This window comes from Streptomyces erythrochromogenes, assembly GCF_040684695.1.
GTDB classification, from domain to species: domain Bacteria; phylum Actinomycetota; class Actinomycetes; order Streptomycetales; family Streptomycetaceae; genus Streptomyces; species Streptomyces erythrochromogenes_C.
The window spans coordinates 1-22,047 of the sequence record NZ_JBFBGM010000041.1; the positions used below are offsets into that span (position 1 = coordinate 1).

Below are 22,047 nucleotides of genomic sequence, written 5' to 3' on the forward strand. Positions count from 1 at the left end.
CGGCGTACCGCCACCCGAACAGCCCGGCGTAGAAGGCGATGTCGGCGACGGGGTCGGGTACGTGGAGTTCCGCCCACACCAGGGTGTTCTCGGCACCGCGAAGCCGAACCGCTCCTGCGCCGGCAGGCCTGCCAGGGGATCGCCGGTCGGGTGGACGTCGCGGATGAGCCCGCAGCCGGAGCACACCAGGTGCTGGTGCGGGTGGTGCGCGTTGGGGTCGTAGCGCTTGGCCCGCCCGTGCGCGGAGAGCTCCGCGACCTCACCGAGGGCGACCAGCTCGCCCAGCGTGTTGTAGACGCTGGCCCGGGAGATCTCGGGCAGCCGTCCGGCCGCGCGGGCGTGCACCTCGTCGGCCGTCAGGTGCACGTGCTCGCCGTCGAGGACCTCCGCGACGACACGCCGCTGGGACGTCAGGCGCCAGCCGCGCCCCCGCAGCCGCTCCAGCAGGTCACTCATTTTCGGCTCACCAGTTCACGCTCGGCGGGACACAAGGACTTCGGCGGACCCTGCCGCGGGCCCGAAAAAGCGAGCTACAGGTTACCCGGCGGGGAATGGCGGACGGGGCTTTCCCACCGGCGAAGCGATAACGATGATCCTACGATCTCTCCTCTTCTCTCCTTTTCCCTGTTTTCCCGTGCGGGCCGGGCAGCGGGAATGCCGGTTGGACGGGTGCGCCCTGCGTGTTCTCTCCGCCGCTCGGTCCCCGGTGCGCGACCATACGGACGCTGTCAAGAGCGAGCAGCCAGCAGATGGAAGCACCGAGACAGGAAGAAGGACGGACGTGTCCGGCAGTGAAAGCGAGAACCCCGCAATCCCCTCCCCGACACCCGAGCCCACTCGTCCCAGGACGAACCGGGACTGGTGGCCGAATCAGCTGGACCTTCAGGTTCTCCACCAGAACTCGCCCCAGGCCAATCCGATGGGCGAGGACTTCGACTACGCGGAAGAGTTCGCGACCCTGGACGTCGACGCGCTGAAGCGCGACGTCTTCGAGGTGATGACCACCTCGCAGGACTGGTGGCCCGCCGACTACGGCCACTACGGGCCGCTCTTCATCCGGATGAGCTGGCACGCCGCGGGTACGTACCGCATCGCCGACGGCCGCGGCGGCGGCGGTTCCGGCGCGCAGCGCTTCGCCCCCCTCAACAGCTGGCCGGACAACGCGAGTCTGGACAAGGCGCGCCGTCTGCTCTGGCCGGTCAAGCAGAAGTACGGCCGGAAGATTTCCTGGGCCGACCTGCTGGTGTTCGCAGGCAACTGCGCAATGGAGTCGATGGGGTTCAAGACTTTCGGATTCGGCTTCGGACGGGAGGACATCTGGGAGCCGGAGGAAGTCTTCTGGGGACCCGAGGACACATGGCTGGGAGACGAGCGCTACCGCGGCGACCGGGAACTCACCGGTCCTTTCGGCGCCGTGCAGATGGGGCTGATCTACGTCAATCCCGAGGGTCCCAACGGAAATCCGGATCCGATCGCCGCTGCCCGGGACATTCGTGAGACGTTCGCCCGCATGGCGATGAACGACGAGGAGACGGTCGCGCTCATCGTCGGCGGCCACACCTTCGGCAAGTGCCACGGCGCGGTCGATCCCGAGTACGTCGGCCCGGAGCCGGAGGCCGCCCCGGTCGAGCAGCAGGGCCTCGGCTGGCACAACTCCTACGGCAGCGGCAGCGGCGTCGACGCGATCACCAGCGGCCTCGAGGGTGCATGGACGACCCGGCCGACGACGTGGGACAACGGGTACCTGGACAACCTGTTCACGTACGACTGGGAGTTGACGACGAGCCCGGCCGGGGCGCAGCAGTGGACCCCCACGGACCCCGAGGCCCAGGGCACGGTTCCGGACGCGCACGATCCGTCGAAGCAGCACGCCCCGATGATGCTGACGACGGACCTCGCGCTGAAGCTGGATCCGGTCTACGCGCCGATCTCGAAGAGCTTCCACGAGAACCCGGACAAGCTCGCGGAGGCGTTCGCCAAGGCCTGGTACAAGCTGCTGCACCGCGACATGGGGCCGCTCTCGCGCTACCTCGGCCCGTGGATCCCCGAACCGCAGCTGTGGCAGGACCCCGTTCCCGCGGTCGACCACGAGCTGGTCTCGGCCGGGGACGTGGCCGCGCTCAAGGGACGGATCCTGGCCTCCGGGCTGTCCGTCTCCCAACTGGTCACCACGGCGTGGGCGTCGGCGGCCAGCTTCCGCGGCACCGACAAGCGCGGCGGGGCGAACGGCGCCCGGATCCGGCTCGCGCCGCAGAAGGACTGGGAGGCCAACGACCTGCCCGAGGTCGCCCAGGTGGTGCGGACCCTCGAAGGGATCCAGGCGGACTTCAACGCCTCGCAGGGCGGCGGGACCAAGGTTTCGCTGGCGGACCTGATCGTCCTGGGCGGGTGCGCGGCGATCGAGCAGGCGGCCAGGAACGCGGGGCTCGACATCACGGTCCCGTTCGCGCCCGGGCGCACCGACGCCACGCAGGAGCAGACGGACACGGAGTCGTTCGCCGTGCTCGAACCGCGGGCGGACGGGTTCCGCAACTACCTGCCGGCGGGCGAGAAGCTGGCGCCGGAGACCCTGCTGCTGGACCGCGCGAACATGCTGGACCTGACGGCGCCCGAGATGACGGTGCTGATCGGCGGCATGCGGGCCCTGGACACGGGCTTCCGGCAGTCCCGGCACGGCGTGTTCACCGACCGGCCGGAGACCCTGACGAACGACTTCTTCGTCAACCTGCTGGACATGGGCACGCAGTGGAAGGCGTCGGCCACGGACGAGAACGTCTTCGAGGGCCGGGCCGGCGGCAAGGGCGAGCCCCGGTGGACCGCGACCGCCGTGGACCTCGTCTTCGGTTCGAACTCCCAGCTGCGGGCCCTCGCGGAGGTCTACGCCGCCAAGGACGCGCGGGAGAAGTTCGTCCGCGACTTCGTGGCGGCCTGGGACAAGGTGATGAACCTCGACCGGTTCGACCTCGTCTGACGCGGACGTCCCGGCCGGGCGCGCGCAGCGGCCGGCCGGGACGCCGGCGGTGTGCCGGGGCGGCTGTCAGAGCGCGCTCTTCGACGCGGTGGAGACCACGCACTCCTTGTACTCGCTGCCGTCGCCCTTGCCGGTGTACGGCGCGGTGGCCTCGGTCTGCTGGGACGCGCCGGCCTTGACCTTGAGGCTGTTCACCCGGGCCGTGGCCGCGACCGCGCTCGACCCGGCGGCCGGGTTGAACTTCATGGTCACGTTGTAGGTGTAGTCCACCGAACCGCTGTTGGTGACGGTCAGGCGGGCGACCAGGTTCTTGCCGGTGCCGTCCAGCTTGCAGCTGTCGATCTTGATGTCGCGCTCGGCCTTGTCCCGGCCGGAACCGCCCGTGGTGGTGGTGCCGCCGGAGCTGCTGCTCGTACCGCTGGTGCCGCTGGTGCTGTCGCTCCCGCTGGTGCCGCTGCTGGTGCCGCCACTGCTGCTGCCGCCGGAGCTGCCGGAGCTGGAGTGGCTGCTTCCGCCGCCGCAGCTGGCGCCGTGGGAACCGCGGGCACCGGTGAGCGCGACGATGGCGATGCCGAACACGGCTATCGCGCGGACATGACGAAACTTCACGTTCTACCCCGTTGGTGTGTCAGGAACCGAAATGCGCCCGCCTTGACGGGCACACGTCACCCTAACAGCGCATTCGGACATCCCGATTCCGCCACGCCCACGCCCCGCCCACACCCCGCTCCGCTCCCCTCGGGTGACGGGACAGGACGGGTTCAACCGGGGTCGACGACGAGGTCGGCGAGGTGCCGACCCCGGGCGACGAGGCGGGCGTTCGCCTCGTCGGAGCGCTCCACCCATGCGCGTGCGCCGGCCGGATCCCTGCCGTGGCGGACGTGCCGTTCGACCAGGCGCCGTACCCGAGTGCCTTCGTCCGGGGCGCAGTACCAGGCCTCGTCCAGCAGCGGCCGCACCGCGGCCCACTCCCCCGCGTCGTGCAGCAGGTAGTTCCCCTCGGTGATCACCAGCGGTACGTCCGGGGGCACGGGAATGCTGCCCGCGATCGGCTCCTCGAGGGAGCGGTCGAAGGCGGGGGCGTAGACCGTGGCACTGCCGGTCGCGGACGCGCGCAGCCGGGCCAGCAGGCATACGTAGCCGGCCGCGTCGAAGGTGTCCGGGGCACCCTTGCGGTCGGCCCTCCCCAAGCGGTTCAACTCGGCCCGGGCGAGGTGGAATCCGTCCATCGGGACCACCACGGCCGTCCGCGGGCCGAGCGCTTCGGCCAGCCGGGCGGCCAGCGTCGACTTCCCGGCGCCCGGCGGCCCGGCCACGCCGAGGATCCGCCGGCCGCCGCGTGCGGCCAGCCCGGCCGCCCTCTCCACCAGCTCCGTGGTCGTCTGCACGTGCGTATCCTGCCCGAGGGCCGGGCGGTGCGGAGGGGCGGGCCGGGCCGGCACGCGGTCAGCAGCGGGGGCAGGCGTCGCGGATGACGCGCCAGGTGAAGGAGACCGAGGCCGAGGCGCCCGTGGCGTCCTTGGCGGTGACGGTGACGGTACGGGTTCCGCTGCCGCGCAGGACGCCCGAGATGAGGCCGGTCGAAGGGTTGATCGAGGTACCGAGGTGCAGGTTCGAGGCCGACCAGGTGTACGGTTTCACGCCGCCGGTGGCCGTCATCTGCAGGTGGGCGCTGTCCCACTGGTAGCCGACCTGGTTGCCGGGGTTGGCCACGACGGGGGCGGCCGCCACGTCGTGGACCGCGGGTGCGGCGGCCTGCGGCGCGGCGAGGGCCGGACCGGCCGGTGCTGCCAGGAGAGCCGTCAGGCCGACGGCCAGGGCGGCGAGTCTGCGCGGGGTGCGTAAGTGCGTGCTCAACAGGACCTCCGAACTCGTCGGGTGGCGCCGGCGGCCGCGGTACGAGTCCCGGAACGCCGTCGACACCCGTGCTGGGTATGTGTGTTCGAGGTGCGATGGGGCGTCGGAATCATAGGCGTCCGGGGCGACCGCGTCGATGGCACCGCACCGGGCGTTTCACCCGGGGAACCCTCCGTCAGGCCGGCTTTCGGCCCCAGGCCGTGAGCATGCCGGGGGACAGCCCGGTCCAGTGGGGCGAATCCAGCTGGGCCAGGGCTTCGTCCAGACCCGCGTCGTCGACGAGACCCGTTCCCACCATCGCGCCGCGGGCCCGCTCCCAGGTGTCGGCCCAGAACCGGCTGATCGGGCTCCCCGGCAGGAGGGGCGGTACGTGGATCTCGGCCGCCACCGAATCCAGCCCGGCCTCCCGCAACAGCTCGGGGTGCCGCGGGACGTGGGAGACGTCCGTGCCGATGCTGTCGCGCAGCCCCTGCCACATGGCCCGCATGGCGCGGGTGTACGGCGTGCGGGGCGCGGAGGCCGTGGTGAGGTCGACCGCGTCGCTGACGACGAGTACGCCGCCGGGGGCGAGGAGGCTGCTCAGCCGGGCGACCATGCGCCGCGGGGAGGGCAGGTGCATGAGCACGAACCGGGCGTGGACCAGCCGGAAGAGGCCCGGGGCGAAGTCGTCGGCGGTGACGTCGGCCTGGAGCGCGGTCAGTCCGGTCAGGGGGTGCGCGGCGAGGAACCGCACGTCGCGGTCCACGGCAAGGACCTCGGCGACCCCCGCTTCGGCCAGCAGGCGGCGGGCCACCGTACCCGTCCCGGCTCCGACGTCCAGGCAGGTCCAGCCGGGGCCCGCCCCCAGCGCCCGGAGCCGGGCCATGGTGGTGTCGTCGTAGGCGAGGGCGCCGAGGTCGATGCGGTCGCCCTCGCCTCCCTGGTCGGGCCGGAAGACCTGTTCGCCGTAGCGCCCCGCGCCCGGGGAGCCGGCGCCGTCCGGCGCGGGTCCGGTGTCAGCCATGGGGCAATTGTCCCCTCGATCGGCCGTACGCGCGTGCCGTCGGGCCGGGCGGGCCGGCCCGCACGCACATCGTCGTCGGGCTGCGGCGTCAGGCTCCGCCGGCCCGGGTCGACAGCGACACGTGCCAGGCCGGGGGCTCGGCTGCGGGCTCCGGCGCGGACCGCCGGCCGCCGGTGGCGAAGAAGGCCGACAGCGGGAGCGTGGCCGCGCCGACGGTGACCGCGTCCGGCCCGAGCGCGCCGAGGCCCACCGTGACCCGTCCGGCCGGGTGGCGCAGGGAGTAGCGGGTCGCGTGCTCCCGCACCGAGGGCAGGATGTACGGGCCGAGCAGCAGCCCCGCCCAGCCGCCGATCAGGATCCGCTCCGGCTGGAACAGGTTGACCAGGTCCGACAGGCCCGCGCCCAGGTACTCCGCCGTCTCCTCCAGGAGCTCCACGGCGACGGGATCCGCCGCGCGCGCCGCCGCGAGGAGTTCCGAGAGCGCCTCCTCCTCGTCCACCGCCCCGGACCGTGCGGGGCCGCCGCCTCGTTCCGCCCAGCGGGCCAGCAGCGACTCCGCGCCCGTGTAGGCCTCCAGGCAGCCCAGTGCGCCGCAGCGGCAGCGCCTGCCCCGTACCGAGACGGTGAGGTGGCCCCATTCCAGGGGGGTGCCCTCGGTGGTCCCGCCGTCCGGCGACCCGTCGGTGATCAGGCTCGCGCCGACGCCCGAGCCGAAGAGCACGACGACCGCGTCCTTGGCCCCGCGTCCGGCGCCGAACCACATCTCCGCCTGCCCGAGGGTCCGCGCGCCGTTGTCGATGAGGTACGGGACCTCGACCGGCAGCACCCCGGTGGCGCGCAGCAGCCGCTCCAGCGGGACGGCGTCCCAGCCGATGGTCTGGCCGTGCACCACGGATCCGCCCGGTGCGTCGTGGTCCACGATGCCGGGTACGCCGACCCCGACGCCCAGCAGCCGGTCGGCGCCGAGGCCGGCGTCGGCCAGCACGGCGGCGATACCGGCCGCGACGTGATCGACGACCGCCGCGACGTCGTAGCAGCCGCGGGGCAGCAACGGCAGCTCGGTGCGGGCGAGTTCGGTCAGGGCCAGGTCGAAGAGCTCGACGCGGACCCGGGTCTCGCCGACGTCGACGCCGATCATGTGCGCGCTGCCGGGGCGGACGCGCAGCAGGGTGCGGGGGCGGCCGCCGTCGGAGTCGACGACGCCGGCCTCCTCCAGGAGCCCGTCCGCGACGAGTTCGCCGACGACGTTGCTGACGGAGCCGGAGCTCAGCCCGGTCGCGGGTCCGAGTTCCTGGCGGCTCATCGGGCCGCCGAAGTACAGCCGCTGGAGCACGGCGCCGCGGTTGCCGCGTCGCAGGTCCCGTACGGTGCGTCCGCCACGAGCTGTCGTCATCTGGCCCCTTCCGCCGTCACGTCCACGTGACTCCGGTCGCAACATACCCTTGCGCGAGCCCTTGACGCGACCCTCCCGCGCCGCTTAACTCACGTCCTAAATTAAGGCCTGGACCAAGCGGTCGGTCCAGCACCGCAGGCACTCCGCGGCGACACCGGAAGCCCGGGCCCATCCCGCCCGCGGCTCCGTCCGCCGACCCGATCGACCCGCCCACCGGCCTTCCTCCCGCCCCCGCCGAAAGGGACCGAGCCGTCATGCGCAGATCCACCGCAACAGCCACCGCCGCAGCCGTCACCGTCGCCGCCCTGCTCGCCACCGCCACCGGGTGCGGCGGCGGGACCACGGACGGCGCCGGCTCGAACTCCGCCCCCGGCGAGCTCACGTACTGGGCTTCCAACCAGGGGGCCGACATCGCGGCCGACCAGGCTGCCCTCGGCCCGGAGCTGAAGAAGTTCGAGGAGCGGACCGGCATCAAGGTCAAGCTGGAGGTGATCCCCTGGTCCGACCTGCTGAACCGGATCCTCGCCGCGACCGCCTCCGGGCAGGGCCCCGACGTCCTGAACATCGGCAACACCTGGTCCGCCTCGCTCCAGGCCACCGGCGCGCTGCTGCCCTGGACCGCCGAGAACTTCGAGGCCGTCGGGGGCCGGGACCGCTTCGTGGCGTCCGCCATCGGCTCGGCCGGGGCCGCCGGGCAGGACCCGGCCGCCGTCCCCCTCTACTCCATGGCCTACGCCCTCTACTACAACAAGAAGATGTTCCAGGAGGCGGGCATCGAGAAGCCGCCCGCGACCTGGGACGAACTCGTCGAGACCGGCCGCAGGATCAGCGGCGGCGGCACGTCCGGGAAGTGGGCGCTGGGCGCCGAGGGAGCCAACCTCGCCAACAACATCCACCAGGTCTTCGTCCTGTCGCGGCAGCACGGCGGGTCCTTCTTCGACGCCGCCGGCAAACCCACCTTCGACACCCCCGCCAACGTCGCCGCCGTCAAGCAGTACGTGGACCTGATGGCCGAGGCCCGGATCGTGGCGCCCGGCAACGCCGAGTACGACAAGAACCAGTCCCTCCAGGACTTCGCGGGCGGCCGGACCGCCATGGTGCTGTGGCAGAGCGCGGCCGGCTCGTTCAAGGCCCACGGGATGAAGGAGGGCGACTGGGGCACGGCCCCCGTCCCGGTCCCGGCCGGCGCCGCCCCGGGGACCGGCACGGGCGTCAACTCGATGGTCGCCGGCATCAACATGGCCGTCTTCAAGAACACCGACAACCTCGACGGAGCCCTGAAGTTCGTGGGGTTCATGACGAGCGACGAGGAGCAGAAGATCCTCAACAGGACCTACGGCTCCATCCCGCCCGTCAAGGCGGCGCAGAGCGACCCGGCCTTCGCGGACCCGGACCTCACCGTCCTGCGCGACACGCTCGCCACCAGCGCCGCCCCGCTCCCCCAGGTGCCCGAGGAGTCGCAGTTCGAGACGACCGTCGGCACGGCCGTCAAGGAACTCTTCGCCGACGCCGCGGCGGGCCGGCCGGTGACCACCGAGTCGGTCCGGGCCAGGCTCGCCAAGGCCCAGCAGCAGATGGCGAACTGAGCCGCCGGCCATGACCACCGCGCCCCGTACGGTCCCGCCCGGGACCGGCCCGCCCACCGGGACCACCGCGCCGGGGACGAACGGCGTCCCCGCCCCCGCCCCCGCCCGCCGCCCCGGGCGGGTCCGCCGCAGCGCCCTGCCCTACCTGCTCCTGCTGCCCGCCCTGCTGCTCGAACTGCTCGTCCACCTCGTCCCCATGGTGATGGGGATCCTGATGAGCTTCCGCAGGCTCACCCAGTTCTTCATCCGGGACTGGTCCCTGGCGCCGTGGACGGGCTTCGACAACTACGAGCTGGCCGTCGACGTCAACCGGCCCGTGGGCCGGGCCCTCCTCGACTCCTTCGTCACGACCTGCCTGTTCACCTTCCTGTCCGTCGCCCTGTGCTGGCTGCTGGGCACCGCCGCGGCGGTGTTCACCCAGCACTCCTTCCGCGGCCGCGGGCTGCTGCGCGCGCTGTTCTTCGTCCCGTACGCCCTGCCCGCCTACGCGGCCGTCATCACCTGGGCGTTCATGTTCCAGCGGGACAACGGCCTGGTGAACCACGTCATCCACGACCAGTTGGGCCTCGGCGGCGCCGAGAACACCTTCTGGCTGATCGGCGACAACAGCTTCTGGGCGATGCTGACCGTCTCCGTCTGGAAGAGCTGGCCCTTCGCCTTCCTCATCGTGACGGCCGCCCTCCAGAACATCCCGGGGGACCTGTACGAGGCCGCCGCCCTCGACGGCGCGGGCGTGTGGCAGCAGATCCGCCGCATCACACTGCCCTCGCTCGGCGCCGTCAACCAGGTGCTGGTCCTCGTCCTGTTCCTGTGGACCTTCAACGACTTCAACACCCCCTTCCTGCTGTTCGGCAGATCGGCCCCCGAGGCCGCCGACCTCGTCTCCATCCACATCTACCAATCGAGCTTCGTCACCTGGAACTTCGGCACCGGTTCGGCCATGTCCGTCCTGCTGCTGCTCTTCCTGCTCCTCGTCACCGCCGCGTACCTCCTGCTGACCGGTCGCGGCCGGAAGGACGCCGATGCCCGCTAGCACGCACTCCCCCGGGGTCCGCGCCCGCCGCGGCCGCCGCGCCCGCGGCCCCCTCGATCCGCCGGCCTCGTTCCGGGCCCTGCGCGCCGTCTTCCTCACCCTGCTCGCCGCCTTCACGCTGCTGCCCGTCTTCGTGATGGTCACCAGCTCCCTCAAACCGCTCCAGGACGTCGCCGGACGGTTCCGCTGGATCCCGAGCGGGCTCACCCTGCGCCCCTACACCGACATCTGGCACACGGTCCCGCTCGCCAAGTACCTGGTGAACTCGCTGATCGTGGCGGGCGCCGCCACCGTCGCGTCCGTCGTGATCGCCGTCTTCGCGGCCTACGCCGTCAGCCGGCACCGCTTCCGCGGCAGGCGGCTGTTCACCCTGACGGTGCTCTCCACCCAGATGTTCCCGGGGATCCTCTTCCTGCTCCCCCTGTTCCTGATCTTCGTGAACATCGGCAACGCCACCGGGATCGCCCTCTACGGCTCCCGCGGCGCGCTGATCCTCACGTACCTCACCTTCTCCCTCCCCTTCTCCATCTGGATGCTGATCGGCTACTTCGACTCGGTGCCGCGCGACCTCGACGAGGCGGCCATGGTCGACGGCTGCGGTCCTCTCGGCGCGCTGTTCCGCGTCGTGGTGCCCGCCGCGGTCCCCGGCATCGTCGCCGTCGCCGTCTACGCCTTCATGACCGCGTGGGGTGAGGTCCTCTTCGCGTCCGTCATGACCAACGACGCCACCCGCACCCTGGCCGTCGGCCTCCAGGGCTACTCCACGCAGAACGACGTCTACTGGAACCAGATCATGGCCGCCTCACTCGTCGTCAGCATCCCCGTCGTCGCCGGATTCCTTCTGCTGCAGAAGTACCTGGTGGCCGGACTCACGGCAGGAGCCGTCAAATGAGCCCCCACGAAAGCCTTCCCGCGACCGGCGCGGACGCCGTCGACGTCGGTGCGCTGCCCCGCGACTTCCTCTGGGGCACCGCCACGTCGGCCTACCAGATCGAGGGCGCCGTCGCCGAGGACGGCCGGGCGCCCTCCATCTGGGACACCTTCTCCCGCGTGCCCGGCGCCGTCGACGGCGGGCACACCGGCGACACGGCCTGCGACCACTACCACCGCTGGCCCGAGGACATCGCCCTGATGCGGCAGCTGGGCACCAACGCCTACCGGCTCTCGGTCGCCTGGCCGCGCATCGTCCCCGACGGCGCGGGCCCGGCCAACCCCAAGGGCCTGGACTTCTACGACCGCCTCGTCGACGCCCTCCTCGCCGCCGGCATCCAGCCCTCCGTCACCCTCTACCACTGGGACCTGCCCCAGGCCCTCCAGGACCGCGGGGGCTGGCCCGTACGGGACACCGCGCAGCACTTCGCCTCGTACGCGGGGCTGGTCGCCGCGCGCCTCGGCGACCGCGTCACCCAGTGGGCCACCCTCAACGAGCCGCTGTGCTCCGCCTGGATCGGCCACCTGGAGGGCCGGATGGCTCCCGGCCTGCGCGACCTGACCGCCGCCGTCCGCGCCTCCTACCACCTCCTGCTCGGCCACGGCCTCGCCGCCGCCGCCGTCCGGGCGGCCGCCCCGGACGCCCGGATCGGCATCGTCAACAACCTCTCGACCGTCGAGCCCGCGACCCCCCGCGAGGCCGACCTCGAAGCGGCCCGCAGGATGGACGGGCACGTCAACCGCTGGTGGCTCGACCCGGTGCACGGCCGGGGGTTCCCCGCCGACATGCGCGCGGTGTACCGGGTCGAGCTGCCCGAGCGCGCGGGCGACCTGGACGCCATCGCCGCACCCCTCGACTGGATCGGGCTGAACTACTACTTCCCGCAGGTCGTCACCGCCGACCCGGAGGGTCCCGCTCCGTACGCCCGGCAGATCTCCCGTCCCGGTGTCCGGCGTACCGGCATGGACTGGGAGGTCGACGCCGGCGGCCTGGAGACCCTGATCATGCGCCTGCACCTGGAGTACGGCGCCGGGCCCGTCCACATCACCGAGAACGGCTCCGCCTACCCCGACACCGTCGCCCCGGACGGCACCGTCCACGACCCGGAGCGGGCCGCCTACCTCACCGCCCACCTCGCCGCCTGCGCCCGCGCCGCCCGCAGGGGCGCGCCCGTGGCGGGGTACTACGCATGGTCCCTGCTGGACAACTTCGAATGGGCCTACGGCTACGACAAGCGCTTCGGCCTGGTCCACGTCGACTACGCCACGCAGCGGCGCACCGTGAAGTCCAGCGGACGCCACTACGCCGGCATCATCGCCGCCCACCGGTCGCGGACCCGGTGACCGTGCGCCGGGGCGGCACCTGCCGCCCCGCGGCGCACGCGCCCGGTCCGGAAGGGTCAGGGGAAGGAGACGATCGTGGAGGGGACGGTGGAGGTACCCGAGGTGGGGGCGCCCGTGCTGTTGATGACGTGCTCGTACTGGCCGTTGCCGCCGAGCGAGACCACCAGCAGGTCGTGGAACCTCACACCCGGTGTGACCGGGGCCTGGAAGCCGTGCTCCTGACGGATCGTCGGGTCGACGTTGTAGTAGCAGTAGCTGCCCAGCCCCCATCCCTCGTGGACGGAGACCGAGTCCGCCACCCGGTAGGCGGCGTACCCCTTGATCGAGCCGTTCTGGATCGCCGCCTGGTTGGGGGCGTCGTACGCCTTCTCGTTCTGGAAGAAGATCGTCCGGCCGCGTTCGCCGTTCCACTGCACGTCGTACTTGTTGAAGTGCTCGACGAAGAGGCCGGTGGCGAGCACGTCGTCCCCGTTGACGCGGAAGCCGTAGTCGGAGCGGTTGGTCTCCCAGCCGACGCCGTCTCCGTGGTCGGCCCGCCAGATCCAGGTGTGGTCGACGATGGTGTCGTGGTTGTTGACGACCATGCCGACGGTGGCCTTGCCGGGACCGGCCCCGCCGACGCGGATGAAGACGTCCTGCACGGTGGTGGGGTCGGCGGCGTGGTCGGTGGTGGTGCCGGCGGGGCCGACCTCCAGCAGGGAGGGGGAGTTGACCGGGCCCGCGTCGATGAGGAAGCCGGCCAGCCGTACCCCGTCGACGTCGCCGACCTTCATGGCGGTCACCCCGTTGTCCGGGATGATGGTGGCGAGGCCGAGGCCCAGGACCACGGTGCCGGGCCGGTTCACCTGGATGGTCCGGTCGACGTGGTAGACGCCCGGGGTGAACAACAGGTGCAGGCCCTGGGTGAGCGCCTGGTTGATCGTCGCGGCGCTCGTGCCGGGCTTGACCACGTAGAACTGGCTGAGCGGGACGGAGCTGCCCTGCGGGGCGGTCCCGTTGCCCCATGAGGTGCCGCGCGCGTTCACCCGCTTGGCGGGCACGAACACCTTGTAGTCGCCGCCGTCGAGGTACAGGAAGGGCTTCTCGCGGGAGACCGGGGTGGTGTCGAGGGTGGTGTACGGCGGGTTCGGGAAGCCCTGCGCCGGTGCGCCCTGGGTGCCGGAGAAGACCTGGTTCCAGACACCGTTGGACCAGCCGCCGATCGAGCTGTCGCGGGTGTACCACTGCTGCTGCGAGTAGTTGCCGACCTGCCCGTCGATCTTCGAGTCGGCGATGTAGCCGCCGGAGGCCCAGCCGTAGCCGTCCGGGGAGAGGTTGAGTCCGCCCCTGACGTGCATCCGGCGGAACGGCGCGGCCTGGGAGACGGCCCAGCGGTCGGTACCGCTCACCGGGTTGAGGGCCAGGTTCTCGGCGGACCGCCAGAAGTTCTGCGTGGCGTTGCCGTTGAACCAGCCCGCGTCGACGGTCACGTCCCCGTTGATGGTGGTGTCGTCGGGGCTCAGGCCCAGCCCCGAGATGGAGGTGTAGAAGCCGATCTGGGCGTTGAGGCCGTGGTAGGTCCCGGGCTTGAAGAGGAACTGGTAGCGGCCGGACCCGAACTGCGCGGACTCCTGCTGCCGGAACACCTCGTCGAGCCGGGCCTGGATGCCGGGGGTGGAGGGATCGAAGACGATCACGTTCGGGCCGAGGTCGCCGCCGCCGGGGAGCGTGGGCCCGGTGTCGGTGGTGCCGTAGACCTGGAACTCCCAGAGGGAGTAGCCCCATGCGGTGGCGCGCTGGGTTCCGTACATCCGCACGTAGCGGGCCGTGCCGGTGACGTCGAGGGTCTGGACGCCCCCGGGGCCGGCGGTGGTGGAGTGGGCGGTGCTCCAGTCGGTGCCGTTCGTGGACAACTCGATCCGGTAGGCCCGCGCGTGGGCCGTCTCCCAGCGCAGCACCACCTGGCTCAGCCGGGCGGGGGCGCCGAGGTCGACCTGTATCCACTGGGGGTCGGCGAACTGGCTGGACCAGCGGGTGCCGTTGTCGCCGTCGACGGCGGCCGGGGCGGGGGTGCCGGCGCCCTCGACGCTGGAGGCGGTGGCCGGCTTGCCCTGCGAGAGCAGGACGGGTACCGCCTGGGCGGGGGTGCCGCCGGGCAGCAGCACAAGGAGGGCGGCGACCAGCGCGGCGGCCAGGGCCACCGCCAGTGATCGCCGGGGAGCTGTGGGGGTGAGGGGCATGCGGGGTGCTCCTGACGTCGTGGATCCGGGGGGATCGAAGCGTGAGTGAACTGCCCGCCGGAAAGGCCGTCAAGGGCTCCTGCGTTCACGAAACGAAGACCGGACGAGACGTCATATGCGTGCCAGGGCTGTGAACTCGGGGTTTCTTCAATCCTTGTGAAAAGTGTTGACGAAAAAATCCTCCGTGGCTGTACTGAGTTTGCCACCGAGACCCGACCCGGTCCGGACCCGCCGTCTCCCGGGCCTGCGAGCCCGGCGGGGATCGGGAGTCGCCTTCATCGATTCAGGAAGTGACTCCATGAGGGGAGACGGCGTCACCGTGCATTCGAGATGTGGCGTATGCGAGTCGGGCCCCGCGTGAACCCGGCTGGCGGCACGCGGTTGCGCTCTTCCGGCCCATGCGCGCGTACTGCCGGGGCACCTGGGATCCGCCCGGGAAGCATCACGGGTGTGCGCCGAACCCCTGCCGCCCTGGCCGTCCTCACGCTCACCGCCGCCGCGTGGTGCGTCCTCGTACCGCCCGGACCGCGTGCCGCCGCGGCCGGCACGGTCCGGCTGACGAGCTACAACATCTGCGGCAACATGTGCGCCGCTCCCCCGTACGACCGTGCGCGCAGGATCGCGGCCGTTCTCGCCGAGGCCGACCCCGGGGGCTGGGCGGCCGACCAGCTCTTCCTCCAGGAAGTGTGCGAACACCAGTACCGCGAGCTGCTCGACCGCCTGGGGCCACTGGGCTACACGGGGTTCCACTCGGCCACCCTTCCGGGCGGCAACCCGGCCATCTGCGAGGGGTACGCGTACGGGAACGCCGTCCTCGTCCGCGGCCCGGTCTCGGACACGGCGGAGCTCGACCTGACGGTGGGCGGCGAACGCGAGCCGATCACCGTGCCCTGCGTCCTGGCCTCCCTCGCGGACCGGCCCACCTGGTCCTGCTCGGTCCACCTCTACTGGGACGACGGCACCCTCGCGGTGCCGGAGGCGGACCGGCTGGCGGCACGGGCCCGCGCGTGGCTGGACGACGGGTACGCCGTCGTCCTCGGCGGCGACTTCAACCACTCCCCGCGCACGGACACGCTGTCGCGCTTCTACCTGCCGGAGCGCGGTGACGGCGCCCACGGTGCGTTCGTCGAGGGCGACGAAGGCGACCCGGAGTTCTTCGACCCGGCCGTCTGCCCGCCGCCGACGACCGCCGCCTGCCGGTCGGGCGAGACGACCTTCGGCCCGAAGAAGCTCGACTACGTCTTCCTCAGCGCCCCGCACGTCCTGACGGCGACCGCCGACGCCCTCCCGCTCGACACGACGGTCTCGGACCACAACCTCCTGCGGGTCACGGCCACCACCTGACCGGGCCCGGAACGGAAGCGACCCCGCCGCTCCGGGGCGGCGGGGTCGGGCAGACCTGTCAGGTCCGGTCGGGTGACGGGGTGTCCGCCGGAGGCGGGGCCGGTGCCGTGGTGGGGGTCGGGGCCGACGCCGGAGCGGGTGCGGGTGCGGCCGGGGGCGCGCCGGCGATCAGGGCCTCCGCGAAGTTCTCCTTGCGCATCCGCAGGTCGACGTAGAGCACGGCGTAGACCAGCGGCGGGAAGCCGAACTGGAAGAGACCGCTGATCAGGCCGCCGACCATCAGGCAGACCACGTACACGCCGAGTCCGGCGATGGCCGCGCTCGGGTCCGCGCCCGGCTCGCCCGCGTCGATCATGGACGGCATGAACGCGGCGATGCCGATGAAGCTGAAGGGCATCTGGATGGCGTAGCCCCCGGCCATCGCGATGAAGTGGCCGAGCATGGTGATGCCGAACGCGCGCCACCAGCCGTCCTTGACCAGGTGGGCGGAGCGGCGCAGCGCCGCGACGGGGCCGAGCCCCTCGCACACCGCGGCGGCGGGCGCGAGGCTGAGGCGCGTCACGAGCCAGACCGAGACGGGCAGGCAGAGCAGGACGCCCAGGATCAGCACGAACAGGCCTGCCGGAGGCCCGGATCCGTCGGCGGACATGATGACCAGCGGGATGCCGATCGCGTAGACCAGGAGCATCGGCGCGCCCGCGATCAGCCCGGTGAGCAGCACGGTGCCGAGCACCGAGGGCAGTCGGGACCAGCAGCGGCGCCAGATCGCGCCGAAGGTGGTGCGACGCCCGAGTACGGCCTCCTGGATCACGGCCGGACCCAGCGCGCTGATCAGGGCCGCGCCGACCGTCACCGTGATCAGCAGGAGCACCGCGGCCGGTACGAAGGCCAGGAGCATGGCCATCACGTCCTCCTCGGAGGCGCCCACGCCCGGCGGGAGGTCGAGGACGGTGGCGATCCGGTCGGCCACGACCACGACGGCGATGCCTATGCCCAGCGTCATGAGCAGGATGCCGATGCCCTGTACGGCGAGGATGATGCCGACCATGGGCTGCCAGTACTGGCGGAAGGACGCGAGCGCGCCGCTGAGTATGTCGCCCAGGCTGAGCGGTTGGAGGGGTATGACGCCCGGTTTCGGCGCCGCCGGCGGCACCCAGCCGCCTCCCCACTGTGGCACGGGCTGTCCCGGGTGTTGTGCCCATCCCGTGTTCTGCGACATCTGTGTTTCCCCCTCGAATGAAGGGACACGGTAACCCGCCGCGGGCGGCGGCCGCGCACGGGCCCCGGCCCGGCGCCGCCGCCTCCCGCGCAGGTCAGCCCCGTCGGCCCGGCCGCCGACGGTCCCGTGCGCTACGACCCGGCGGGAGCCGTGAGCCCCGCCCGGACGCGGTACACCACGCTCGGGCGCAGCGGCCCGGCGGGCACGGTGAGGTCGTCGAAGTCGTCGGCCGGGTCCCGGGTCATCCCGATACGGCGCATCACCGCCTGGGAGCGGAGATTGCCGGCCGTGGTCACCGCGAGGATCTCGGGCAGCGCGAGGGTTTCGAAGCCGAAGGCCACGACGGCCAGGGCGGCTTCCGTGGCGAAGCCGTGGCCCCAGGACGAGCGGGCCAGCCGCCAGCCGGCCTCCACGCCGGTGAACGGCATGTCCTCGTCCACCGGGTCCAGCCCGGTGAACCCGATGAACTCGCCGGTCTCCCGTACCTCGACCGCCCACCAGCCCCAGCCGCGCTGCTCGATGGCGGCCCGGAAGCGGGCCGCGGACGCCTCGCTCTGTTCCCGGGTGAGGACGCCGTCGAAGTGCTCGCGGACTTCGGGATCGGCGTTCATCGCCGCCCAGGGCCGCAGGTCGGACTCACGCCACTGGCGCAGGACAAGACGTTCGGTTCGTATCTCGGACATCGCGCCAACCTAACCGATCACCGGTGCGGAAAGTCCGACAGGAGGCAACCTCGGGGTCCCGTTCGCCCTCTCAACGGACGTACCCCGGAAGGAGGCTGTCATGAACACCGGTAGCAGCGGCGCGGGCCCGAGGCGCCCTCGGCAGGTCGAGGCGGCGTGGGCGCTGACCCTGGCGGCCGTCGCGACGGAGGCCCTGATCTGGGTGCTGGGGGTGTTCGTGGTGGCGCCCACCGGCCTGGACGAGCTGACCGAGCACTCGGGGCGGAGCGGCGCGATCACCCAACTCGCCCTGTCGGCGGGGGCGCTGGCCGTCTTCCTGGCCTGCTGGCTGGCCGTCGCGGCGCGGATGCGGGCAGGCCGCGGCTGGGCCCGTGCGGTGCTGACCGTCGTCGGTGCCCTGTTCCTGGTCTTCCGGGTCAGCGGCCTCGGCACGGACGGGATCGATCCCGTCTGGTGGGCCGTCGTCAACGCCCTGCCCGATCTGCTGGCCGCGGCCGCCGTCGTTCCCCTGTACCTGCCCGAGGCCCGTTCCCACTTCCCGTCGAGGGCGCGGCGCGCTGCCTGAGCGGGGTGCGCGCCGGAGGTGTCGGAGGTCTGCGCCGCAGCATCCCGCTCCGCGGGACCTCCGACACCCCCGGCACCTCCGGCACCGTCGGCACCGCCGGCGCGTCCTAGTGCGAACGCGGCCGGGGGGCGGGGCAGGCCTGCCAGGCCAGGTGGTAGAGCGTGCTCACACTCGCGTCGGTGGAGTCCATGGTCATGAAGCTGGTGGCGGTCTGCGGATTGGACGTGCCCGCGTTCACGCGCAGTTCGGTGTTGATGTTGAAATTGCGTTTCTCACCGCACGGCGCCCAGACGAGATCCGCGTACTCCGTCCTGTCGGTCGCCTGCCAGTTGTCATTCAGCGGGCCGTTGAACTGATGGGTGCGCTGGGTGGTCTGCGGCATTCCCTGGAAGTAGTAGTTCGCCTTCTCCTGGCCCCAGGCTCCCGGTTGCAGGAATGCGAATCCCCGGTAGTCCGCCTGGACAATGGCGTAGGTGAATCCCGAAGGAACGTGGACGCGCAGATTGAGCTGGCAGTTCTTGCGGAATCCGGTCGGCGGCGCACCCGGCCCGACCTGCGCGAGGTAGTCGCTGTAGGTGACGGTGAAGGCCGTGTTGTCGGGTGCGACGGCCACTTCCGCGGTGCCCTCCCGACAGCCGGAACCGTTCACCGTGGCGAGTTCGATCACGATCTTGTCGGGCGGTGTGATGATCTGCGGCGCGGGGCCGGCCGCTCCGGCCGGGGCCGCGGTGGCGATCAGTGCCGCGGCCGCGGCGCCGGTGAACAGTGTGCGGGGCAGGGAATGGGACATCGTTGTCACTCCTGACCTTGATGTGCTGGTTCCGAGGCTCACGCCGTGTCAGACCGCCGGACATTCCTTCCACGCGAAGTGGTAGACCGTGCTGACGCTGCCGTCCGTGGAGTCCATGCTCATGAAGCTCAGGGTCTGCGGGCTCGACGTTCCCGCGTACACGCGCAGTTCGCTGTTGACGTTGAGGTTGCGCTCCTCGCCGCACGGCGCCCAGACCAGGTCGGCGTACTCCGTCTGGTCGCTCGCCTGCCAGTTGTCGGAGTACGGGCCGTTGAACTGGTGGGTCCTGCGGGTCGTCTGGGCCATGCCCTGGAAGTAGTAGTTGGCGCGCTCCTGGCCGTAGGCCCCGCGCTGGAGATGGGCGAAGCCGCGGTAGTCCGCGCGGGCGATGGCGTACGTGAAGCCCTGCGGTACGTGGATCTGGAGGGCGAGCTGGCAGTTCTTGCGGAAGTCGGTCCCGCCGGAGCCCGCGCCGGTCTGCGCGAGGTAGTCGCTGTACGTGACCGTGAACGAGGTGTTGTCGGAGGCGGCGGCGACGCTCGCCGTCCCCTGGGGACATCCCGAACCGTTCACGCCGACCACGTCGACCGTGATTCTCCCGGGCGGATAGGTGGCGTTGTGGGCTTGTGCCGGCATGGCCAGGGTCGACAACGCCACCACCGCCGCGCCGACGGTCAGTCTGCGGAGCAACATCCTTGTTTCTCCATTCATCGGGGGGAGCCGATCAATTTCGGCATGGACATGCCACCACGGGACGGCCTGCGGGGAAAGGACGGGATACGGACAACCGTCCCCCGGCGGTGCGCGGACCCGTTCGCTGGCCGATTTCCGCCACCGCGGCGAAACACCGGGGCCCGCCGCCGTCATGACGCCGTGCCGGTCGGGGGCATTGGGCCCGATGGACCGGAAAAGGCCCGTTTCGGCGGGGCCGACGGCGGCGGCGCGGACCCCACCGGGCTCAGCAGCCCCGGGCGTTCCCTGCCCTCGGGGCCCGTGGCTGCCGCCCGGACGCCACCGGCATCCGGTACCGGGGCGGGCGCCCGGACGTCGCGACGCAGGTGGGACGGCGGGACCCCGCGACCGGCCCCGTGAGGGCCCATCGCACCGCACCGGTGGGCAACTTGGCCGGACCCGGCGTGATCACGGGCCCTGCCGCCGCGCGGCGCGGCGCGTGCGGCGGCCGGCGCGGTCCGGAAAGCGGGCCGACGGGCCCGCTTCCCGGGCGGCGGTCAGACCGCGGTCAGGCGCACGGCGGCGATGCGCCCCGCTGCGTCGAAGTCGATCTCCGCCGCGCTGCCGCCCGGAAGCTCGGCGCGGATCCGGTCCCCGTCCTCGTGGGCCGGCAGGCCGTGGTGCTCCAGATAGCCGGTGACCACCCGCCGGGCCGAACGGCCGATCAGACCCGCGCCCGTGACGAGGTGGCGCGGCAGCGCCACGGCGTCGAGGCCGGCCCGGGGCACCTGCGGGTCGTCCGGCAGGAAGTACACCTGGCTGTCCGGCCCCGCCGGGAGGCCCAGGTATCCGGGCGCCCCGGCAACGCCCATGCCCGCGAAGGCCAGTGTCTCCGCCGCCCGCCGGGGGTCGTCGAAGCCGGACAGGTCCAGGACCTCCTCGGTGAACTCGGCGATCCCGTGGGCCCGTCCGTAGCGCTCGATCGCGCCGGTCGGGGCCACGACCCGGCTGCCGCGCAGTCCCGGGTTGGCCCAGCCCCACATCCAGGACCGCTCCCGCATGTCGTACGTGCCCAGCACGGCGACCCGGAGCTGCAGACCGCCCTGCCGGTACAGACAGGCCTCCAGGTCGGCGGTCCAGGGCCCCTCCGGCATGAACGCGGTCAGGGCCTCCAGTTGCGCGGCGCCCCAGGCCGCGTGGCGTTCGGCCTCCAGCAGGAAGGCGTCACTGAATTCGTTCTTCATGATCATGCCCATGACCTTATGCGCCGGCACTGACGTCGGGGTCCGGTGGTGGCCTCCGGCGCACGGTCAGCCGCGGCCGGCCCGCCGGGCCGTCGCCCGGGCCGCCTTCACCGCCCGTGCGGCCTCCCGGTGGCGGTGGTCGGCGTCCTCCGCGGCGGCCGCGCTGCCGCGGGGCGAGGGCTCAGGCCGGATCCTTCACCACCTGGGTGTTCTGGCAGGCGGTCAGCAGCCAGGGCCCGTCGGCCTCCCGTGTCATCACGTACAGCGGCGCGCCCTCGCTGCCGTCGGCCGCGTGGTAGACCTGTCGCACCTTCACCGCCGCGACGTCCGGCCGCAGGAACTGCACGTGGACGACCTCGTAGGTGACGTCGCCGTCCCAGGCCGCCCCGGGCAGCACGGCGCGCGTGAATTCGGCTATTTCCTCCAGGCCGATGAGCACCTTTCCGTGCGCCGTCGTCCAGAGCGCGTCCGGGTGGAACAGCGCCAGGAAGCCCTCGGCGTCCTTGGCCCGCTGCGTCCGTTCGACCGTGGCGACGACCTCTTCGATCGCCTTGATGTCAGCGGCCGCAGCCGCGCGTTCGATGTCCATGGGCTCGATCTTGATCCCTCAACCACACTTGAGGTCAAGCGATATGATCATATTGGCCGCATGACCACGAAGACCCTCTATCTGCTCTGCTCCGCCGCCCCACCCGTGTTCGACGTCGCCCATGTCATCGAAGACGCCCAGGCCCGCGGCTGGAACGTGTGCCTCGGCCTCACCCCCACCGCCGCACACTGGCTCGCCGGGAGCCTCGACGGCCTCGCCGCCCTCACCGGCCGTCCCGTGCTGTGGCAGTACCAGCTCCCCGGCGAACCGGAGCAGTGGCCTGCGCCCGACGCGCTCCTCTGCGCCCCCGCCACCTTCAACACCGTCAACGCCTGGGCCCTCGGCCTCACCGACCGGCTGACCGTCGGCCTCGCCGCCGAAGCCCTCGGCACCGGCACTCCCATCACCACCGTCGCCTGCACCAACAGTGCCCTCGCCGCGCACCCCCAGTACGAGATCTCCCTCGCCACCCTGCGCAACGCCGGGGTACAGCTCCTCCTCCACGACAACACGCCCACGGACGACCCGGCACCCTTCCCCTGGGCCGCCGCCCTGGCCGGGCTGGACACCGCCGTCGCCCAGCGCTGACGAGCGGACCGCACCGA

General features: G+C 72.0%; 21 protein-coding genes. 8 read left to right on the forward strand and 13 right to left on the reverse strand.

Annotation, left to right across the window (positions count from 1 at the left end; translation table 11 throughout):
• Positions 1-456 (reverse strand): Fur family transcriptional regulator (locus tag AB0O53_RS36280; RefSeq protein WP_435886722.1); only part of this gene is annotated, 456 nt, incomplete at its 3' end.
• Between the two features lie 325 nt (positions 457-781).
• Between AB0O53_RS36280 and katG the strand changes: the two genes are divergently transcribed.
• Positions 782-2,971: a catalase/peroxidase HPI gene (gene katG / locus AB0O53_RS36285; RefSeq protein ID WP_365201340.1), complete on the forward strand. Its 2,190-nt coding sequence runs from the start codon at positions 782-784 to the stop codon at positions 2,969-2,971.
• 66 nt (positions 2,972-3,037) lie between these two features.
• Here katG and AB0O53_RS36290 read toward each other — a convergent pair whose 3' ends face one another.
• The 5 genes from AB0O53_RS36290 to AB0O53_RS36310 form a co-directional block, all read right to left on the reverse strand.
• The gene (locus AB0O53_RS36290) at positions 3,038-3,580 is read right to left on the reverse strand and encodes a hypothetical protein (RefSeq protein WP_350997408.1); all 543 of its coding nucleotides are present in this window, start codon (positions 3,578-3,580) and stop codon (positions 3,038-3,040) included.
• A gap of 152 nt (positions 3,581-3,732) precedes the next feature.
• Positions 3,733-4,359 carry a nucleoside/nucleotide kinase family protein gene (locus tag AB0O53_RS36295; protein WP_350997410.1) on the reverse strand — a complete coding sequence of 209 codons (627 nt, stop codon included), beginning with the start codon at positions 4,357-4,359 and terminating at the stop codon, positions 3,733-3,735.
• 58 nt (positions 4,360-4,417) lie between these two features.
• A complete protein-coding gene (locus AB0O53_RS36300) occupies positions 4,418-4,828 on the reverse strand; it encodes an Ig domain-containing protein (protein WP_350997412.1) in 411 nt (136 codons plus the stop codon).
• 175 nt (positions 4,829-5,003) lie between these two features.
• Positions 5,004-5,831 carry a class I SAM-dependent methyltransferase gene (locus AB0O53_RS36305; protein WP_365201345.1) on the reverse strand — a complete coding sequence of 276 codons (828 nt, stop codon included), beginning with the start codon at positions 5,829-5,831 and terminating at the stop codon, positions 5,004-5,006.
• 88 nt (positions 5,832-5,919) lie between these two features.
• A complete protein-coding gene (locus tag AB0O53_RS36310; RefSeq protein WP_365201348.1) occupies positions 5,920-7,224 on the reverse strand; it encodes an ROK family transcriptional regulator in 1,305 nt (434 codons plus the stop codon).
• A 254-nt stretch (positions 7,225-7,478) separates the two neighbouring features.
• Here AB0O53_RS36310 and AB0O53_RS36315 point away from each other — a divergent pair, with 254 nt between their 5' ends.
• From AB0O53_RS36315 to AB0O53_RS36330, 4 genes are read left to right on the forward strand one after another with little or no spacing between them, the layout of a single operon-like run.
• Positions 7,479-8,810, forward strand: a complete 1,332-nt coding sequence (locus AB0O53_RS36315) for an ABC transporter substrate-binding protein (protein WP_365201351.1) — start codon at positions 7,479-7,481, stop codon at positions 8,808-8,810.
• Between the two features lie 10 nt (positions 8,811-8,820).
• On the forward strand, positions 8,821-9,843 hold the full coding sequence (locus AB0O53_RS36320) for a carbohydrate ABC transporter permease (protein ID WP_365201354.1): 1,023 nt from the start codon (positions 8,821-8,823) through the stop codon (positions 9,841-9,843).
• On the forward strand, positions 9,833-10,735 hold the full coding sequence (locus AB0O53_RS36325) for a carbohydrate ABC transporter permease (RefSeq protein WP_350997424.1): 903 nt from the start codon (positions 9,833-9,835) through the stop codon (positions 10,733-10,735). The genes AB0O53_RS36320 and AB0O53_RS36325 overlap by 11 nt, the downstream gene beginning before the upstream one ends.
• Positions 10,732-12,117 (forward strand): GH1 family beta-glucosidase, encoded by a 1,386-nt coding sequence (locus AB0O53_RS36330; RefSeq protein WP_365201358.1) that lies wholly within the window; start codon positions 10,732-10,734, stop codon positions 12,115-12,117. The genes AB0O53_RS36325 and AB0O53_RS36330 overlap by 4 nt, the downstream gene beginning before the upstream one ends.
• A 56-nt stretch (positions 12,118-12,173) precedes the next feature.
• Here AB0O53_RS36330 and AB0O53_RS36335 read toward each other — a convergent pair whose 3' ends face one another.
• Positions 12,174-14,336, reverse strand: a complete 2,163-nt coding sequence (locus AB0O53_RS36335; RefSeq protein ID WP_350997430.1) for a pectate lyase-like domain-containing protein — start codon at positions 14,334-14,336, stop codon at positions 12,174-12,176.
• 450 nt (positions 14,337-14,786) lie between these two features.
• Between AB0O53_RS36335 and AB0O53_RS36340 the strand changes: the two genes are divergently transcribed.
• The gene (locus AB0O53_RS36340) at positions 14,787-15,680 is read left to right on the forward strand and encodes an endonuclease/exonuclease/phosphatase family protein (protein WP_350997433.1); all 894 of its coding nucleotides are present in this window, start codon (positions 14,787-14,789) and stop codon (positions 15,678-15,680) included.
• A gap of 58 nt (positions 15,681-15,738) precedes the next feature.
• Here the strand turns inward: AB0O53_RS36340 and AB0O53_RS36345 are convergent, their stop codons facing one another.
• Complete coding sequence (locus tag AB0O53_RS36345) at positions 15,739-16,857, reverse strand: hypothetical protein (RefSeq protein WP_365201362.1); 1,119 nt, start codon at positions 16,855-16,857, stop codon at positions 15,739-15,741.
• 173 nt (positions 16,858-17,030) lie between these two features.
• Entirely contained in the window at positions 17,031-17,582 is a 552-nt protein-coding gene (locus tag AB0O53_RS36350; RefSeq protein ID WP_350997439.1) for a GNAT family N-acetyltransferase, read from the reverse strand.
• Between the two features lie 100 nt (positions 17,583-17,682).
• On the opposite strand from AB0O53_RS36350, the gene AB0O53_RS36355 reads away from it, so the two are divergent.
• Positions 17,683-18,147 (forward strand): hypothetical protein, encoded by a 465-nt coding sequence (locus tag AB0O53_RS36355; protein WP_350997441.1) that lies wholly within the window; start codon positions 17,683-17,685, stop codon positions 18,145-18,147.
• A gap of 106 nt (positions 18,148-18,253) precedes the next feature.
• On the opposite strand, the gene AB0O53_RS36360 is transcribed toward AB0O53_RS36355, so the two are convergent.
• The 4 genes from AB0O53_RS36360 to AB0O53_RS36375 form a co-directional block, all read right to left on the reverse strand.
• Positions 18,254-18,937 carry a DUF4360 domain-containing protein gene (locus AB0O53_RS36360; protein ID WP_350997444.1) on the reverse strand — a complete coding sequence of 228 codons (684 nt, stop codon included), beginning with the start codon at positions 18,935-18,937 and terminating at the stop codon, positions 18,254-18,256.
• A 48-nt stretch (positions 18,938-18,985) separates the two neighbouring features.
• Complete coding sequence (locus AB0O53_RS36365) at positions 18,986-19,630, reverse strand: DUF4360 domain-containing protein (protein WP_350997447.1); 645 nt, start codon at positions 19,628-19,630, stop codon at positions 18,986-18,988.
• A gap of 536 nt (positions 19,631-20,166) precedes the next feature.
• Complete coding sequence (locus AB0O53_RS36370; RefSeq protein ID WP_350997450.1) at positions 20,167-20,859, reverse strand: DUF6882 domain-containing protein; 693 nt, start codon at positions 20,857-20,859, stop codon at positions 20,167-20,169.
• 175 nt (positions 20,860-21,034) lie between these two features.
• Complete coding sequence (locus tag AB0O53_RS36375) at positions 21,035-21,442, reverse strand: SgcJ/EcaC family oxidoreductase (protein WP_350997452.1); 408 nt, start codon at positions 21,440-21,442, stop codon at positions 21,035-21,037.
• Positions 21,443-21,502: 60 nt separating this feature from the next.
• Here AB0O53_RS36375 and AB0O53_RS36380 point away from each other — a divergent pair, with 60 nt between their 5' ends.
• On the forward strand, positions 21,503-22,030 hold the full coding sequence (locus AB0O53_RS36380; RefSeq protein WP_350997455.1) for a flavoprotein: 528 nt from the start codon (positions 21,503-21,505) through the stop codon (positions 22,028-22,030).
• The last annotated feature ends 17 nt before the right edge of the window (positions 22,031-22,047 follow it).